This is a genomic window from Pseudoalteromonas sp. CF6-2, assembly GCF_021729425.1.
GTDB classification, from domain to species: domain Bacteria; phylum Pseudomonadota; class Gammaproteobacteria; order Enterobacterales; family Alteromonadaceae; genus Pseudoalteromonas; species Pseudoalteromonas arabiensis.
The window spans coordinates 603,804-619,837 of sequence record NZ_CP091442.1 but is presented as its reverse complement, the minus strand read 5'-3'; the positions used below and the strand labels follow the sequence as shown (position 1 = coordinate 619,837).

General features: G+C 40.2%; 15 protein-coding genes. All 15 read right to left on the bottom strand.

Annotated features, from left to right (window positions below; all coding sequences use genetic code 11):
* Nucleotides 1-2: 2 nt before the first annotated feature.
* The 15 genes from L3Q70_RS02935 to L3Q70_RS02865 all read right to left on the bottom strand — a co-directional run bounded on the left by L3Q70_RS02935 (nt 3) and on the right by L3Q70_RS02865 (nt 16,032).
* The gene (locus L3Q70_RS02935) at nt 3-425 is read right to left on the bottom strand and encodes a hypothetical protein (RefSeq protein WP_016708240.1); all 423 of its coding nucleotides are present in this window, start codon (nt 423-425) and stop codon (nt 3-5) included.
* Nucleotides 409-1,074: an isoprenylcysteine carboxylmethyltransferase family protein gene (locus tag L3Q70_RS02930; protein WP_016708241.1), complete on the bottom strand. Its 666-nt coding sequence runs from the start codon at nt 1,072-1,074 to the stop codon at nt 409-411. The genes L3Q70_RS02935 and L3Q70_RS02930 overlap by 17 nt, the downstream gene beginning before the upstream one ends.
* Nucleotides 1,067-1,402 carry a DUF2933 domain-containing protein gene (locus tag L3Q70_RS02925; protein ID WP_016708242.1) on the bottom strand — a complete coding sequence of 112 codons (336 nt, stop codon included), beginning with the start codon at nt 1,400-1,402 and terminating at the stop codon, nt 1,067-1,069. The genes L3Q70_RS02930 and L3Q70_RS02925 overlap by 8 nt, the downstream gene beginning before the upstream one ends.
* Nucleotides 1,403-1,411: 9 nt before the next feature.
* Complete coding sequence (locus L3Q70_RS02920; RefSeq protein WP_045979597.1) at nt 1,412-1,765, bottom strand: cupredoxin domain-containing protein; 354 nt, start codon at nt 1,763-1,765, stop codon at nt 1,412-1,414.
* Between the two features lie 11 nt (nt 1,766-1,776).
* A complete protein-coding gene (locus tag L3Q70_RS02915) occupies nt 1,777-4,020 on the bottom strand; it encodes a heavy metal translocating P-type ATPase (RefSeq protein ID WP_016708243.1) in 2,244 nt (747 codons plus the stop codon).
* Between the two features lie 101 nt (nt 4,021-4,121).
* On the bottom strand, nt 4,122-4,535 hold the full coding sequence (locus L3Q70_RS02910; protein WP_016708244.1) for a MerR family transcriptional regulator: 414 nt from the start codon (nt 4,533-4,535) through the stop codon (nt 4,122-4,124).
* A 296-nt stretch (nt 4,536-4,831) separates the two neighbouring features.
* Complete coding sequence (locus tag L3Q70_RS02905; RefSeq protein WP_016708245.1) at nt 4,832-5,254, bottom strand: hypothetical protein; 423 nt, start codon at nt 5,252-5,254, stop codon at nt 4,832-4,834.
* Between the two features lie 609 nt (nt 5,255-5,863).
* Complete coding sequence (locus L3Q70_RS02900; protein ID WP_016708246.1) at nt 5,864-6,724, bottom strand: copper resistance protein B; 861 nt, start codon at nt 6,722-6,724, stop codon at nt 5,864-5,866.
* Nucleotides 6,721-8,544, bottom strand: coding sequence for a copper resistance system multicopper oxidase (locus tag L3Q70_RS02895; RefSeq protein WP_016708247.1), 1,824 nt, complete (start codon nt 8,542-8,544; stop codon nt 6,721-6,723). The genes L3Q70_RS02900 and L3Q70_RS02895 overlap by 4 nt, the downstream gene beginning before the upstream one ends.
* Nucleotides 8,545-8,571: 27 nt before the next feature.
* Nucleotides 8,572-9,042, bottom strand: coding sequence for a nuclear transport factor 2 family protein (locus L3Q70_RS02890; RefSeq protein WP_008467847.1), 471 nt, complete (start codon nt 9,040-9,042; stop codon nt 8,572-8,574).
* A 15-nt stretch (nt 9,043-9,057) separates the two neighbouring features.
* On the bottom strand, nt 9,058-9,945 hold the full coding sequence (locus L3Q70_RS02885; RefSeq protein ID WP_045979603.1) for a CopD family protein: 888 nt from the start codon (nt 9,943-9,945) through the stop codon (nt 9,058-9,060).
* Between the two features lie 18 nt (nt 9,946-9,963).
* A complete protein-coding gene (locus L3Q70_RS02880; RefSeq protein WP_016708251.1) occupies nt 9,964-10,311 on the bottom strand; it encodes a copper resistance CopC family protein in 348 nt (115 codons plus the stop codon).
* A gap of 24 nt (nt 10,312-10,335) precedes the next feature.
* A complete protein-coding gene (locus tag L3Q70_RS02875) occupies nt 10,336-12,168 on the bottom strand; it encodes a 2Fe-2S iron-sulfur cluster-binding protein (RefSeq protein WP_045979604.1) in 1,833 nt (610 codons plus the stop codon).
* A complete protein-coding gene (locus L3Q70_RS02870) occupies nt 12,168-12,875 on the bottom strand; it encodes a hypothetical protein (protein WP_008109638.1) in 708 nt (235 codons plus the stop codon). Before L3Q70_RS02870 ends, L3Q70_RS02875 begins: the two co-directional genes overlap by 1 nt.
* Nucleotides 12,868-16,032: an efflux RND transporter permease subunit gene (locus L3Q70_RS02865; RefSeq protein ID WP_074988939.1), complete on the bottom strand. Its 3,165-nt coding sequence runs from the start codon at nt 16,030-16,032 to the stop codon at nt 12,868-12,870. Before L3Q70_RS02865 ends, L3Q70_RS02870 begins: the two co-directional genes overlap by 8 nt.
* Nucleotides 16,033-16,034 lie beyond the last annotated feature (2 nt).

Sequence of the window (16,034 nt, the reverse complement as noted above, 5' to 3'; positions counted from 1 at the left end):
TCCTAATGTTTGTGTGAATGCTGTTGATTGCTATCTTTCATTTCTTCCATTTTCCGGTTCATCTGCGGCATCATGTTCTCCATCATTTCTAAATGATGTTCAGTCATCTTGATTTGTTGATGCATTGGCATTTCTTCCATGTTTTTGTGCATGGATTGCATCATCTTCATCATTGAACGGTGATGTTCAACCATCATCTGCTGTTGCTTGTCAGGATCTTTTTCAGTTTTAATGGCATGGACTTCCTTTTTCATTTCCATCATCTTTTTATGCATTTCTCCCATGTTCTCATGTGGTATTGTCATGCCTTGATGCATACCAGCTTTGTTCGCACCTTCATGTTTATGCTCATTGTTTTGGGCAAATAAGCTAGTGGTTATCAGTAGTGAACCAATAAATAAAATTGATTTAATTAACGTTTTCATGATTTTTACCTTCTACACTTTTATTAAAACTTGGGATCCAACTTGGTGTCGATTCCATATACCTGTGGTACTCCGAACCAAATTCAGCAATCGCCTGTGCTTCTTCGCGTTTCGCTAGCTTGACGTAAACAACGACTAAGATCGGAAACATCGCAAGTGTTGGGATTGTCGGCCACTGCAATAAAAAGCCGAACATGATTAGAATGAAAGCTACATACTGTGGGTGGCGACATCTTGCATACCATCCAGTTGTAGCCAATTGATGATGTTTTTGCGCGTGATGCAATACATTCCATGCTGAAGACAACATAAAGAAACCTGCAACAATAAACACCATACTCACTATATGAAATGGGTCCCAATGGGCATCACCTTGAAATCCAAAGAAAGTATGTAATAAATGCCCATTTTCATGCGCAAAGAAATTTACTTCTGGATAGGTCTCCGTCAGCCACCCCGACAGAAAATAGATAGTTAAAGGAAAGCCATACATTTCAGTAAATAGGGCAACAATAAAGGCAGAGAACGCGCTTAGACTTCTCCAATCAGTTGATGTTTTTGGTTTGACAAAACTAAAGGCAAAAAAGATAAAAATTGCTGAGTTCAGTATCACCATTGACCATAAGCCATAATCATATGTTTCATTCATCACTGCTCTCCTTTTTATGTGATTCCTTACGTGCCTTTTCTAAGCCTTGTATGTAGCCATCGCGATAGGCTGCATTTTTATCCGTGAGTTCTTGAAAGCTCTCTTCCTTTTTTTCATCAGGCGCATGTGAATGATCGTGACCATGTTTACCATGACTGCCATGCATAAATACGTGCATCAAGGGGCATAGCAATAAAATCAAGTAGGGAAGAAATTGCAGCGTATGTTGACCATGCTCAAGCACTAAGAAGTAGGTCACTGCGGCAATAAGTGCCAGTGCAGCCCAGCCTGTAGGTGTTGACCAAAAATTAGGGTGTTGATTTTTCATATTGCCCTCCTAAACGACTTTTAAGACACCGCGATACATTTGCATCTGACAGTGAAACTCATGCTCTCCCGGTGACAAGTTTAATAAGGTAATTTGAGTAATTTCATTTAACTTAAGCTGTTCGCTTATATCCAATGAAGGAATAAGCATTGTTTCAGCGCAGGGGGATTGATCTTTGCGTATAAACTTCAAGGTAACAGGTTGGCTAGCAGACACCTGAATTGAGGATGGGGAATACACGCCATCCCTCACTTCAATGAGTACTTCATTACCTTGAACGATTGTTTTATTGGGTTTATATAGCCAAAACCACCAAACAATCAGCGCGATTAACATTAAGCCTAATAAGTTAATTAACATCATCGCTCTTCTCCTTAATGCTCTTTTGCTTTAAAAAAGCGAAGTCGATTTGCATTTGACACCACAGTCAATGACGAAAACGCCATTGCAGCACCTGCAATTACAGGGCTAAGCAGAATGCCAAAGAAGGGATATAGAACCCCCGCAGCAAAAGGAATCCCGGCTACGTTATAGACAAACGCGCCAAACAAGTTTTGTTTGATATTTCGTAAAGTAGCTTTGCTTACCGCTATGGCATCGGCAAGGCCATGAAGTGAACCACGCATTAGGGTAATGTCAGCACTTTCGATAGCTACATCAGTCCCTGTGCCTATGGCGAATCCAACATCGGCTAACGCTAGCGCAGGAGCATCGTTGATGCCATCTCCTGTCATACCAACAATTTCGCCACTGCCTTGTAGCTCTTTCACCTTGTTGGCTTTATCTTCTGGCAGCACCTCAGCAAGAAATTCGCTAATACCTGCTTTTTTGGCAACAGCGGCAGCGGTTTCCTTGTTATCACCTGTTAACATGATGACGCGTATACCATTAGCCTGAAGCCGTTTGATAGCAGAGATTGAGTCTGACTTAATGGGATCTGCGACAGCAATGATTGCGGCAAGTTCACCATCTACAGCAAAGTACATAGGTGTTTTGGCTTCTTTGGCTAAAGACTGGGCTTTTCCAACAAAGCCTGTGAGGTCTATGCCTTTTAACTTCATTAGTTTATCGTTACCAAAAAGCAGGACTTTATTGTTACAGTTTGCTTCTACACCAAAACCCGTAATAGCATTAAACGATTCAATTTTTAGTAACTCAATATCCTTATCTAAAGCACTTTCAACAATCGCTTGCGCTAAAGGGTGCTCTGAGCCGCTTTCTAAACTTGCTGCAAGCTGTAGTACGTCTTTTTCGTCAGTAGCTTTTGCTAAAACAATATCGGTTACCTTAGGTGCCCCTTCAGTAATAGTGCCCGTTTTATCTAAAATCATGGCAGTGATTTTAGAGGCGGTTTGCAGTGCCTCACCGTTGCGAATAAGTACTCCGGCTTCTGCTGCTTTTCCTACTCCGACCATGACAGACATGGGTGTTGCCAAGCCTAAAGCACACGGGCAGGCAATAATAAGCACAGTAGTTGCTGATACGATAGCAAAAGCAATTGCTGGCTCAGGGCCAAAGTTAAGCCATGCTAACGCACTTAACACCGAGATGATCATGACTACAGGAACGAAATAGGCGGAAATAACATCGGCCAAGCGGCCAATCGGCGGTTTTGAATTTTGCGCTCGTTTCACCATATTGATGATCTGTGCAAGCGCCGTGTCTTTACCAACGCGTGTCGCTCTAAATAAAATCATGCCTGATTTGTTCAAAGTACCAGCGACAACCTCATCTTCTTCGGCTTTTTCAACAGGCATAGGTTCGCCTGTCAGCATGGACTCATCAATAGAGGTGTGTCCTTCCAATACAACGCCATCCACGGGAATTTTTTCACCCGGCTTTACTTTCACAACATCATGAAGCAAAACCTGTTCGATACCTATCTGAACCTCTTTATTATCACGAACTACAGTTGCCGTTTTGGCCTGCAAGCCGATAAGACGTTTAATGGCCTCAGAGGTTTTACCTCTGGCTTTTATTTCTAATGCTAGACCTAAATCAATTAAGCCAATGATCATGGCGGTAGCTTCAAAATAGACATGTCGTGCCATCAATGGAACGGCGTCAGGTGCAAACACGACAACCATCGAATACACCCAAGCTGTACCTGTTCCTAAAGCTATTAGAGTGTCCATATTAGCGGAGTGGTTTTTAAAGCTTTTCCATGCTCCTACATAGAAATGCTTACCTGAAAAATACATAACGCCAAAAGTTAAAATGCCTACAACTAGCCAAGACATGCGTTCAAGGTTTGTTTCAACCGTCATTTCTCCAACCACAATGCTGTAGATCATCAAAGGAACGCCGAGTGAAAGGGCAATAAACGTATCGCGCATTAGCTTTTTGTAATATGCCCAATCCGCCGCCTCTTTCTCATCAAGCGCATCTGTTGCTGAGCTATCATCAATTGGCTTCGCGTTATACCCCACTGACTCAACAGCTTTGATCAATTCTTCTGTTTTAGCTGTCCCATAAACTGTTACTGTCCTATCAGCAAAATTCATTTCCGCACTGACGACTCCAAGAGTTGCCTTCAACGCCCCTTCAATTTTGCCTACACAGCTAGCACACCCAGCGCCTTCAATGATAAGCTGTTGGTTATGTGATACTTTCTCCAACGTATTCTCCTTAGTTTTACACGAAGAGGATTGAGCTTTTGCCTGACAGCAACAGCCTGATTCAGTTTTTATATTTGTGTTAGTAGCCACCCTTTTTCCTCCTATGCTTTTTTAATTTGCTCAAAGTTTTCGATGAGATGACAAACCATGTTTGCAGTCGGTGCCTTGTCTTCCATTTCTTCCCACTGAGAAAGCGCAGAAGACATTTTTCCTCGAAGTGCCAACATTGCTTGAAACTGCTTTTCTGTTTCTTCAAGCCGCTCTTTGATCAGGCTTCTGACTAATGGGCACGCACTTTTACCATCTTCAGATTCATTAATAATTTCCTTGATATCTGCAACGGAAAAACCAAGGTTTCTGGCACTTAAAATGAATTTAAGTCTCGATACTTCTTTATTCGAGTATGACTTGTAGCCGTTCACTGACTTAGCAGGTTTTAACAATCCTAATCTGGTGTAATAGCGCACCGTATCAGCAGTCGTTCCAAGGCTTTTTGCCAGCTCCGCAACTTTCATATTCACTCCTCAGTTTTTAGCTAAGTTTGTACTCTCATCTTCAGCTTAGACCTGTGTCTAAGACACAGGTCAAGTACTAATTCTAGTGAATAAGCTAAAAACTAATTTTTTGGTAAAAGAGAAATCTCGGCCAAAATCGACAGCATTAAGTACTGTAAATGGCAATAGTTTGAGAATTTTCATAGTGCCTTCAAAATATCGTACTAATCGTTCAAAACAATTGATTATTTAAATCAATGAATAAGTCATTCTATTTTTGATGGGAGTGGCGAAAAAAAGACGCACTGATCCCGTGATTAGCCAATAATTGGTGGACGATAAAGTAAGAGATGGATACCAGATTTTGGTAGAGGTGTACGCTGTAGAAATAGCTCAGAGTAAATATTGCAAATACCTTCCTCTTGCGCTTGCACAAGATAGGCATTTAAATGAAAGCTTGAACAAAATCCCCCCTCACAACAAACACAATCACTAGCTTTGCATTTTTCACAGACTTCATCACCATGACGGTGTTTAGAGTCTTGCGAGTTTACAGTGTGATAGTGACTATTGTCATTCATTGATTGATGGTGAATATTTTTGCTTCGTTGCATAATATGCGTGTCGGAAGATCCATTTTGATGTTCTTCACAATTCATTGGCTTAGCTGTAGCAAAACTATGCTGCGTAAGCAACACAGTTATTATCACTATTTTAAACCACCTGAAAAGTCCAAACATTATCATTCCTTCTTTAGCTCCTACAATATTAGCCACTTTATAAAAATAATTTTATGATCTTGATCAACCTTTGAACTAAAACCTAAACTTTTTACTTTTTTAAACAGCTTAAACTTAACAAGTATAAAAGGGGTGTCTAATTTAGACTCATGAGATTGAAGCCAAGCATGAGCACCATTAAAAAAATAAAAACCCTACGCTCATAACTAGGTATTGAGTAAGGGATCATTTTTCCAATTGTTCAGCTTTAAGCACAGTACTTTGCAACAATCGGTTCTATCCCGAGCACACCCAATTCCCGTTCATCAAAAGTGATAAAATGGCCTATTGTACGTCTTTCAATGGCGATGTTTTTTGGCTTGACTCTTTAACCTTAAACATTCGCCAACTTTACTTCTTAGCTGATATTCCACCTTGATAGGTATACACCAGACTGGCACCGACTGAAAACAAGAAGTAGCTTACTATTACTGCTCTTAGTTCTTTCCAAAAAAACTATTAGCTAGGCCTTTTCTAACATAACTAAAATGGTTTAAATCCCAAAAAACGAAAGCTACCATCAATATAGTTGCGGTAGCTCTCATCAAGTCAATATAGTATTTCTTCACATCAGAGCCAGAACTTGATACCTGCAACAAAAGCAGTATCACGCGTACTTTGCCCATTTAACTTCGCAAAGTCGGCTGTATTACCAAATTTATTTGTCCACTCAACGCCAACATAGGGAGCAAACTGGCGGGTAAACTCATAACGAACCCGAAAACCAATAGCACTGCTAGATAAGCCACTACCAAGGTTATTTTGGACGTCATCCTTACCGTAAAGCGTCAACTCTGCTCGTGGTTGAACAATTAACTTTTGAGTAAGTAATAGCTCATACTCAGCTTCGATCGAAAATGCACTATTACCTTGCTCTCCTAAATACGCAGTCATATCAATTTCAAACCAGTAGGGGGCTAGACCTTGTAAACCAAAAGCTAGCCATTTGCGGTTTTCACCTTCGTTATTGTAATCAAGTCGAATACCGACTTGTGTATCCCAATAAGCAGATATTGCGTGGCCCCATAGAAAATCTGTTTGGTTCTCCTCTAAATTACCTTCGCTAAAATCTCCCTCAGTTTTGATGACTAATCTATCAAAAGTAGTGCCATACCATGCCTGAAAGTCAAAAACACCTGCGTTTGTTTGCTCATTATATTCAAGACGATCCCCTAGTAGCGCGTAAAATGAATGCTCATCTGCCAAAGTCAGTCGTTTGTCGCTATTGAGTGCATAAGGACCTTCAGTCAATGTTGTACCTGCGGCATAAGCATGAGGGTCTCTAGCATCTTTAGGTGCATCTCCACCTTGTGCTTGCATTTTAGAATCACCCATCTCAGTCATCTCATCTTTTGCAGATACAGATACACTTATAAGGGGCAAACCTATTAATAATAGTTTTAACGTATTGGTTAGTATTAATTTTCTCATGATACAACTACCTCTCTAAACATACCTGCATCCATGTGGAATAATAAATGGCAATGCCATGCCCAGCGACCTACGTCATGAGGTGTTGTTAAAAAACTAATTCTTTGCGCTGGTTGTACAGGGATAGTATGGCGACGAACCTGTACATCACCTTTTTCATTCTCCAAATCGCTCCACATACCATGCAGGTGCATTGGATGTGTCATCATTGTATCGTTTTGTAAAATAACTCTTAAACGTTGATTATGCTTCATGTGAACTGGCGTGCTTTTTCCAAATTCCAAACCATCAAATGACCAGCTATAACGCTCCATGTTTCCAGTTAAATGTAATTCAATTTCAGCCTCTGGCTCTTGCTGGTTTGTAATTCCCTCAAGAGAATGTAAATCTGCAAGTGTTAAAACACGGCGTCCATTTTTACGTAAACCTATACCGGGATCATCAAGGTTTGTTCTAGGCATATCAACACGCATATCAACAGAAGCTCCATACTCTGTTTTTGCATGACGCACTTTAGTGCTAGCAACAGCTAATGGGTTTTTAGTCATTCCATGTTTACTATGATCCATTGCCATCGCTCCATGACCCATTGCACTATGATCCATTTTATTAGAATTCATGCCCGACATACCTGCCGTATCAGCCATTGTAGAATGCACACTATCATGGGTCATATTGCCCATCATATCTGTCATCGTTAACCACTCAACGGGGTCTAAAGAAGGTACTGGTGCATCAACGTTAGGTGCCATTGATAAAGTACCTTTAGCATAACCTGAGCGATCCATGCTTTGTGCAAAAATCGTATATGCATCATTTTTTGGCTCGACAAGTACATCATAAGTTTCACCGGGACCAAATCTAAATTCATCTACTGTCACAGGTTCAACATTTTGTCCATCAGCTTGTACAACTGTTAACTTCAGCTCAGGTATTCTTACATCAAAAAACGTATTGCTAGAACCGTTAATAAATCTAAGCCTAACCTTTTCGCCAGCTTTAAACATTCCACGCCAATTTGTCAAAGGCGCACAACCATTCATTAAAAAAGTCATTGCAGATGCTGATAAGTCTGCAAGATCTGTAGGGTTCATTCTCATTTTATTCCACATTTCCCGGCGTTGTAGCGCATTTGAAACGCTGCTATTTGAAATGTCATCAAAAAACTCTGGAACAGTAGGTTGATTAAAGTTAAATACATCGCTCTGTACTTTTAACTTGCGAAACAAATCCATTGGGTCATCATCAGTCCAATCAGACAATTGAATGACATGCTCATTGTCAGCACTAATAATATCCTTTTCTCTTGGCTCAATAATTAATGCGCCGTACATACCTGTCATTTCTTGAAAGCCACTGTGTGAGTGATACCAATATGTGCCGCTTTGTTGCAGCTTAAATTTATAAACAAAGGTTTCACCCGGCATTATACCTTTAAAGCTAATACCCGGTACGCCATCCATTTGATACGGAAGAATGATCCCATGCCAATGAATTGAACTCGGCACTGATAATTTATTAGTTACCCTGATAGTAACGTCATCACCTTCTCTGAGGCGCAAGGTAGGAGCTGGTATTGAGCCATTGATTGTTGTAGCCATTCTTACAACACCTGTGAAGTTTACGGGTGACTCATCTATCACTAAATCTATTACTTCTCCACTTAGTTCGGGCGCAGTACCTGTTGAAGTTCCAGCAATCAAAGATGAAGCTGCATGAAGAACACTTGGAAAAGCAGCTAATACACCGCCAGCAGCTAATCCTTGTACAAAGCGTCTACGTGGCGTAGAAACTTGATGTAATGGATTGTTGTTTCTCATTTTACTCTCCGTTGTTTGACCAATAAATTAATGTGACCAATGAATGTGCTTAATCTTCCATTCACCATTTTGTTTTTCCAGCACCATCGTTTCCATGCCTTGATAATCGCGTTCAACACCTTTATGAGTACCTGTAGTTTGACTGCGCGACGCAGAGATAGCGGTATTTCCAAGTATCGTCACTTGATGTTCAAGTGTGTCGCTCTTCATCGCTGCTAAATACTTCATATCCGACAACATATGATGATGGGCATATTCATCAGCGCTCCTTTCAACGCGGCCTCCCTCGAAAATGGTGACATCATCCGCTAACTGCGCTCTAGCCTGTTTTTGATTGCCAGTTTCAAGTGCTTGATGAAATGCCAAAACAACTTTTGCGGCTGGGGTATCTATACCTTTAAACAAACCTTTGTCTTTGTTCTTATCACCATGAGCGTTTGCTGCGAAACTAAACGTCATTAATAAAACGAGTAATATATTTATTGTTTTCATTTTCATTCTCTCTTTTAGGTTTTAATTTGCAGGGCCAACAACACTAGTAAGCCCAGCCGTTACAGATAAAATGGCAAAAGCTACTACCATTTCTATCGAGATAGATTTAGATAAAGCCTCTCTGCCTTGACTATTTTTAAGTTGTGGAACGAGTATTAGTTTATGTTTAGCAGCAAGTGCCAAAATAGACACTACAAGGGCCAATTTAAACAACAGTGTTTGTCCGTAACTTGAGCTTATTAGTGCATCAAGACTTCCGACCAATTGAATCACGAGCCAGAGGCCTGCTACCAACAATAGGCTCAATGTAAAACTTGCTTGTTTGCCAAAGCTTTCCATCAGCAAATGAAGTTCTGCATAACTTAGCTGATGGCAAGCCTGTTTTAGTGGCAATAACGCCCCAAACCACCATGCCATAACGAGCACATGCAAAATAAGCAAGCCTTTTTCAATTGTGCCTAACTCAGAAATATGACCCAGTAACGTGAATGAGTATGCAAGGATTAATAAACTCAACATTAAAGCGCTTTGTTTTAAGTACGAGTTCACAGCGAGTTTGAACCTTAAAGCTAAAGCGATTATTGCGGTAACTAGCCCAAGCGCTCGAAGCAAAGCTCCAGTGCCGACAGAGGAGTCCCACATAATAGCCAATATATCAGCGTCTATCGCCCCCTGAATTCCCTCTTCTGCCATTGCACCAGTACTGGCAAAGAACCAAGTAATATTAGCGATCAAAGCCATAACTATATAAGTTCTTGTCCACGTTAAATTCGCTATTACAGCATTACTATGAGATTCATTATGCTCAAAAATTTGTCTGAAAAATGTATAGCCGGCAATACAGGCAAAGCCGACGTAAAATACAATTTTTGACAGTACAATGACTGTATTCCAGATATACATTTCCATATCAATCACACAGCCTTACTAATGAACCATAAAGCCGAAGCTATCTTTCATTTTATGTCCATCTTTACCTAAATAGGTCACATCAACGATATAGTTTGTTGGAGCTAATTTAGGTAGTTCCCATGAAAACTCTCTGGAAGCTTCTTTTGATGGTTTAAAGTCAAATTTAATATTTTCACCTTTTTTATTTTTCAACGTAACTTTAACTACACGTACCTCTTTGCTAAATCCCAATGTCAATTTTTCTGGAGTATTCATTAGCATTGCATTATCAGCAGGCACGCTTTTTTCAAGATGCACATGTGCAAATACTGCACTACTAAAAACAACACTGATTATGGTTAAAAGTTTAATTAATGTTTTCATATATACCTCTATTTATTTAATGGATTAACGACTAAATTTATCTTTGAAAATTTGATTACTTGGAATCCCAGCATCTGTAATTATTTTTTCCACTTCACTCATCATTGCTTCTGGACCGCACAAGTAAAACTCAGCCAAATGCAGTTCTGCTTTTTGGTTCATATACGGCAGAAGTACTTTTTGAACATAGCCTGAGTGCCCTTGCCATTCTTCTGAAGGATTAGAAAGAGTAGGAATATAAGAGAAGTTTTTATGCTTCTCACTCAGTGACTTCAATTCATTATGGTATAGCAAGTCATCTTCAGTTCGCGCACCATAGATAAGAGTCAAACCACTTTTATCTTTATGCTTTTTCAACTGTTCAAAAATAATAGACCTCAGTGGTGCAAGTCCTGAACCCGCACCTATAAACACGCGACTAACTTTTTTATTTGAAGTGGCATAAAAATCAGAAAAAGGGCCTCTTGCAGTTATCGTTTCACCTACTTGGAGTGAACCTAAATAACTTGAACCTATTCCTGCTTTAAAACCATTCTTTGCGGTCTGCCAACGGATATTAAACATTAACTCATCAGACTCCTCGTCAAAGTTAACTAATGAGTAGTGGCGAGTTACACCGTTATGAGAAAATTTTCCATGATAGTAGCTATCCCAGTATTTTTCATAGCACTCTGGCATATCATCTGGACGTAAGCTATTCATCCCTGCTGGCACATCAAATTGCATATATGCACCAGCTTTAAATGCCAACTGTTTGCCTGATTTCAGCTTAAATTTCACTTCCTTGATAAAAGGAGTAATGAAATTAGTCGCAACCACAACTAGCTCATGATTTTCAATATTGCGATCAGTATTAACTTCAATCGAACTAATTTCAGAGAACCTATGCTGACATCCAAGCCGATAACCTTCCTTAAGTTGCTCCTGAGATAAATGTTCCTGTTCAGATAGTGTGATAGGTAATTTAGTTGAACTTAAGAACACGCATTTGCCACAAGTACCGCCACCACCGCAACCTGAAGGAAGGTATACATGTGAACTAGCTAGCCCTTCTAATACAGTTGAGCGACCAACTGCTGAGATGTCAGTAATAGTATTTTCATTGGAAAACGTCACTGCCACTTTTTGCCTGTTAGTGCCCCAACCTAGCTTCAGTAAACCACTTCTATACTGTTGTATCAGCCAAGTAACACCAGTAATTGAAAGGAATAGCGTTGCAAAAGCAAATGCAATGATCAACCAATGGTTAAATCCTCCAGAATTGCCATAGTCCATAAAGTGAAGCTTCATCATCAGATCTTTCAATCTGAAATCATCATTGGCATGGCGAAGTACTTGACCTGTAATACTATCTAAATAAATAGTTGTATTGTTCTCATCCTCAACGGCAACTTGCCACATAGGATTTTGCTGCCTTACGTGATCAGAAAACGGAGGTTGAGATAACACTGGAGTAGTTAACTTACCCTGTCCTGAGTAGGAGTTTTTTGCCAAAGTTAGTACTTGTTCTTCAGACAAATTAAATGGCTTTCCTGTTACAGCATCAAATAGCTTTGAGTGGCGTTCTTGATAGCTATGCTGCCCCTTATCGAACACAAAATGATAGTAAGGCTGATGTAAAACCCATATAAGGTTTACTTCCTGCGGAGCATTACTAGTAATGTCTTTAATAGGGAATAGGTCAAAGCCTGTAATGCTACCTTCATGATGAGAATGAACTCTAAGTTCATTACCACTGGCTTTACTGTGATCCATCAAATTGAAGTAAAGGCCCGTTCCCAACCAAATAAGCAGTTGTAAACCAACAAATAAAGAAAGCCACTTGTGTATCGTTGTATTTAACTTAAATAGTCGCATCAAATGACTCTCTTTTTATTTGGGGAAAGCACTCGGTAATAAGTCAATACTGCGCCAGTAATTGCTCCCATTAGACCTAGAGTTGCGACCAAGAACAAAAACCAGTTAGATACGTTTTCTCCATCATAGTAATCCATAATGTGGAACCGCCACATCCAATCAAACAATCGCCAGTAATCATGACGCTTGGCAACAAGTGATCCTGTTTGTTGACTTATATAAAATGTCGGTGTGGAGAATTGCTCAAACGTCACTCTCCAAACAGGTAAATGCCTTGGGGACAACTCAGCAGGCAAGTTTGTCGCTGACTTAATCAACCTTATGCTGTCGATTTGATGATTCAGCACATAATGGTATTGTGCGATTTCTTTAGCCTTGGTTTCATCTACAAGGGCCTGAACAGCTCCAGTTTTAGCATCTATTGCTACTTTTCCATTTTCTCCATTAATAAAAGAATACAAAGGACGGCCCATACTTTGAGTAAGTGTAACTTGGCTAGCTTTAGGATAATCCGCAGCTAGCTTTACAATGGAGTAATCCATACTTGCTAAATCTATTTTGGCTTCCTCACTCTTAGCCAAGGTTTCGCCGTGTATATAGTGAATATCCATAGTCACCATATACACACCAGTAATCGACCAGAAAAGGAATTGTATCCCTACAAATGCCATTAGCCATTTATGGTACTTCCTAGCTTTTCTAAGCATTGTTTTTTAGCTCCGAGTTAGAAAGTTCCTTGTTAAAGGCGTTTACTTCGGGCTTTTTAACGATTGAATAAATCGCGGGTAAAACAATTAGAGTTAGCAGGACTGCACTTGTCATCCCACCTACCATTGGTGCAGCAATACGACTCATTACCTCAGAGCCTGTTCCTGTACCATATAAAATAGGCATTAGGCCGATAATGATTGTCGCTACTGTCATCATTACAGGACGAACACGTAATCCAGCACCGTGCAATAAGGCATCTTGATATTCATCTTCTGAGATGAGTTCTGCTCGCTCTTTCGCTTTTTCCTTAAGTTCAGCGAGCGCCTGATTGAGATATACCAACATTATTACGCCAATCTCAACAGCTACTCCAGCCAGAGCAATAAAGCCTACACCAACTGCTACAGAGAAGTTGAACCCTTCTAAATACATCAACCATAACCCACCGATCATTGCCATCGGTAAAGTCACAATGATGATCGCAACTTCGCTAAACGCTCTGAAGTTCAAATAAAGCAAAATAACAATAATGGCGAGCGTCAATGGAACAACGTAAGTAAGCTTGGCTTTGGCTCTTTCCATATATTCGTATTGACCAGCCCAAGTAATCGAATAACCTGCTGGTAATATAAGATTTTTAGCTAAATGCTCTTTTGCACTTTCAACATAAGTACCTACGTCAACGCCCTCTATATCAATGAACGTCCAACCATTAATACGTGCATTTTCACTCTTGATCCCCGGAGGGCCTACTTCTACTTTTATTTCAGCTACGTCACCTAGTGCGATGCGTTGTCCATTTGGAGTGACAACAGGCAAGCGCGACAACTGCTCTGGAGAGTCACGATAATCTTGTGGGTATCGCAAGTTGACAGGATAACGCTCTTGACCTTCTACTGTTTGAGTGACATTCATCCCACCAATAGCAGTTGAAACTACTTGTTGTACGTCATCGATGTTTAATCCAAAACGACTTGCTTTCTCACGAGAAATATCAACTTTGATATATCGTCCACCTGCAACTCGTTCAGAATAAACTGAAGCGGTTCCTGTCACCTCTGGTAACAATTGCTCTATTTGTTGCCCTATCTCTTGAATCGTATTTAAATCAGCTCCTGCTACTTTAATACCTACTGGCGTTTTAATACCTGTTGCCAACATATCAATACGAGTTTTGATTGGCATAACCCAAGCATTCGTCAAGCCCGGAAACTTAACCAACTTATCAAACTCAGCTTTTAGAGATTCTGTTGTAACTCCCTCACGCCACTCTTCTTGAGGCTTCAACTGAATGAAGGTCTCAATCATAGTTAGAGGCGCGGGATCAGTTGCAGTTTCAGCTCTTCCTACTTTACCAAATACTGTTTCAACTTCTGGCACTGTTTTAATTAGCTTGTCTGTCTGCTGTAGAATTTCTCTTGCCTTACCAATGGAAATTCCCGGATAGGTAGTCGGCATATACATAAGATCGCCTTCGTCTAAAGGAGGAATAAATTCACTACCAATTTTATCGACAGGCCAAAAACCAACAATCGTCACTAATATTGCTGCTACTATTGTCGATTTAGGAAACTTCATAACTTGCTTTAAAACAGGCATGTAGATAGCAATAAGCAGTCTGTTTAAAGGGTTTTTCTTTTCTGAAACAATTTTTCCTCGAATAAAATACCCCATTAAAACAGGAACTAATGTTATCGCTAAGCCTGCTGATGCGGCCATTGCATATGTTTTTGTGTAAGCAAGTGGAGAAAACATTCTTCCTTCTTGCGCTTCCAAAATAAATACTGGCAAGAATGAGACTGTAATGATGAGCAAACTAAAAAATAGTGCTGGACCGACTTCACTTGCAGCTTTCGAGACTATTTGCCAACGATTTTCATCCGTTAGCGGTGTCTTTTCCATATGCTTATGCATATTTTCAATCATCACTATTGCGCCATCTGTCATCGCACCAATTGCAATAGCGATACCACCTAATGACATAATATTCGCATTGATACCTTGCATATGCATGATGATAAATGAAGCTAAGATGCCAATAGGTAGAGTGACAACTGCAACAATCGAAGATCGCAAATGAAACAGAAATGCAACACATACAATCGCGACGACAGCAAGCTCTTCGAGCAATTTACTCCATAGGTTTTCTACCGCCTCTCCTATTAAGCCAGAGCGATCATAAACCGTAACTATTTCAACTCCTTCGGGTAAACCTTTTTTTAACTCTTCTAATTTGGCTTTTACTCCATCAATAGTTTTTTGTGCGTTTTCACCAAAGCGCATAACAACAACACCACCAACGACTTCTCCTTCACCATTTAGTTCAGCAATGCCTCGTCTCATTTGTGGACCTAGGTTGACTTCCGCCACATCGCCAATGGTAAGCGGGGTTCCTTGTGCGTTAACACCAAGAGGGATCAACTCTATGTCGGAAATACTTTTGATATAGCCAGTTGCGGTAACCATGTACTCTGCTTCCGCCATTTCAACAACTGAGGCACCTGTTTCTTGGTTACCACGTTTAAGTGCCATTTGAATGTGACTAAGTGGTATACCGTAGGCTCTTAATTTATCGGGATCGACTTGTATTTGATATTGTTTAACCATGCCACCAACAGCAGCAACCTCAGAAACTCCCGGTACAGTTTGCAATTCATATTTTAAGAACCAATCTTGAATACTACGCAATTGGCTAATATCTAAGCTGCCCGTTTTGTCTACAAGGGAATATAAATAAACCCAGCCAACGCCTGTGGCGTCAGGTCCTAGTTGTGGGCGTGCGGTAGCAGGTAGCGAAGGGGCTACTTGACTTAAATATTCAAGTACTCTGCTCCTTGCCCAATATAAATCGGTGTCTTCATCAAAGATGACATAAACAAAGGAGTCTCCAAAAAATGAATACCCCCGAACTGTAATAGCCCCCGGAACTGACAGCATTGCTGTTGTTAAAGGGTAAGTAACTTGATCTTGCACTACTTGTGGTGCCTGACCGGGATAATTCGTTTTAATTATCACTTGAACATCAGAAAGATCTGGTAATGCATCAACTGGTGTATTTTTAATTGAGAATAACCCACCACCAATCAAAATTAAGGTAGCTAAGATGACAAAAAAGCGATTACCTATCGACCACCTAATAATTGATTCAATCATTA

Coding starts and splice junctions, on each gene's coding strand:
- L3Q70_RS02880 (WP_016708251.1), bottom strand. CDS start 10,311: ATGAAAACATTAATTAAACTTTTAACCATAATCAGTGTTGTTTTTAGT.
- L3Q70_RS02890 (WP_008467847.1), bottom strand. CDS start 9,042: ATGAAAATGAAAACAATAAATATATTACTCGTTTTATTAATGACGTTT.
- L3Q70_RS02920 (WP_045979597.1), bottom strand. CDS start 1,765: ATGATGTTAATTAACTTATTAGGCTTAATGTTAATCGCGCTGATTGTT.
- L3Q70_RS02895 (WP_016708247.1), bottom strand. CDS start 8,544: ATGAGAAACAACAATCCATTACATCAAGTTTCTACGCCACGTAGACGC.
- L3Q70_RS02885 (WP_045979603.1), bottom strand. CDS start 9,945: ATGGAAATGTATATCTGGAATACAGTCATTGTACTGTCAAAAATTGTA.
- L3Q70_RS02865 (WP_074988939.1), bottom strand. CDS start 16,032: ATGATTGAATCAATTATTAGGTGGTCGATAGGTAATCGCTTTTTTGTC.
- L3Q70_RS02900 (WP_016708246.1), bottom strand. CDS start 6,724: ATGAGAAAATTAATACTAACCAATACGTTAAAACTATTATTAATAGGT.
- L3Q70_RS02935 (WP_016708240.1), bottom strand. CDS start 425: ATGAAAACGTTAATTAAATCAATTTTATTTATTGGTTCACTACTGATA.
- L3Q70_RS02905 (WP_016708245.1), bottom strand. CDS start 5,254: ATGTTTGGACTTTTCAGGTGGTTTAAAATAGTGATAATAACTGTGTTG.
- L3Q70_RS02870 (WP_008109638.1), bottom strand. CDS start 12,875: ATGCTTAGAAAAGCTAGGAAGTACCATAAATGGCTAATGGCATTTGTA.
- L3Q70_RS02930 (WP_016708241.1), bottom strand. CDS start 1,074: ATGAATGAAACATATGATTATGGCTTATGGTCAATGGTGATACTGAAC.
- L3Q70_RS02875 (WP_045979604.1), bottom strand. CDS start 12,168: ATGCGACTATTTAAGTTAAATACAACGATACACAAGTGGCTTTCTTTA.
- L3Q70_RS02910 (WP_016708244.1), bottom strand. CDS start 4,535: ATGAAAGTTGCGGAGCTGGCAAAAAGCCTTGGAACGACTGCTGATACG.
- L3Q70_RS02925 (WP_016708242.1), bottom strand. CDS start 1,402: ATGAAAAATCAACACCCTAATTTTTGGTCAACACCTACAGGCTGGGCT.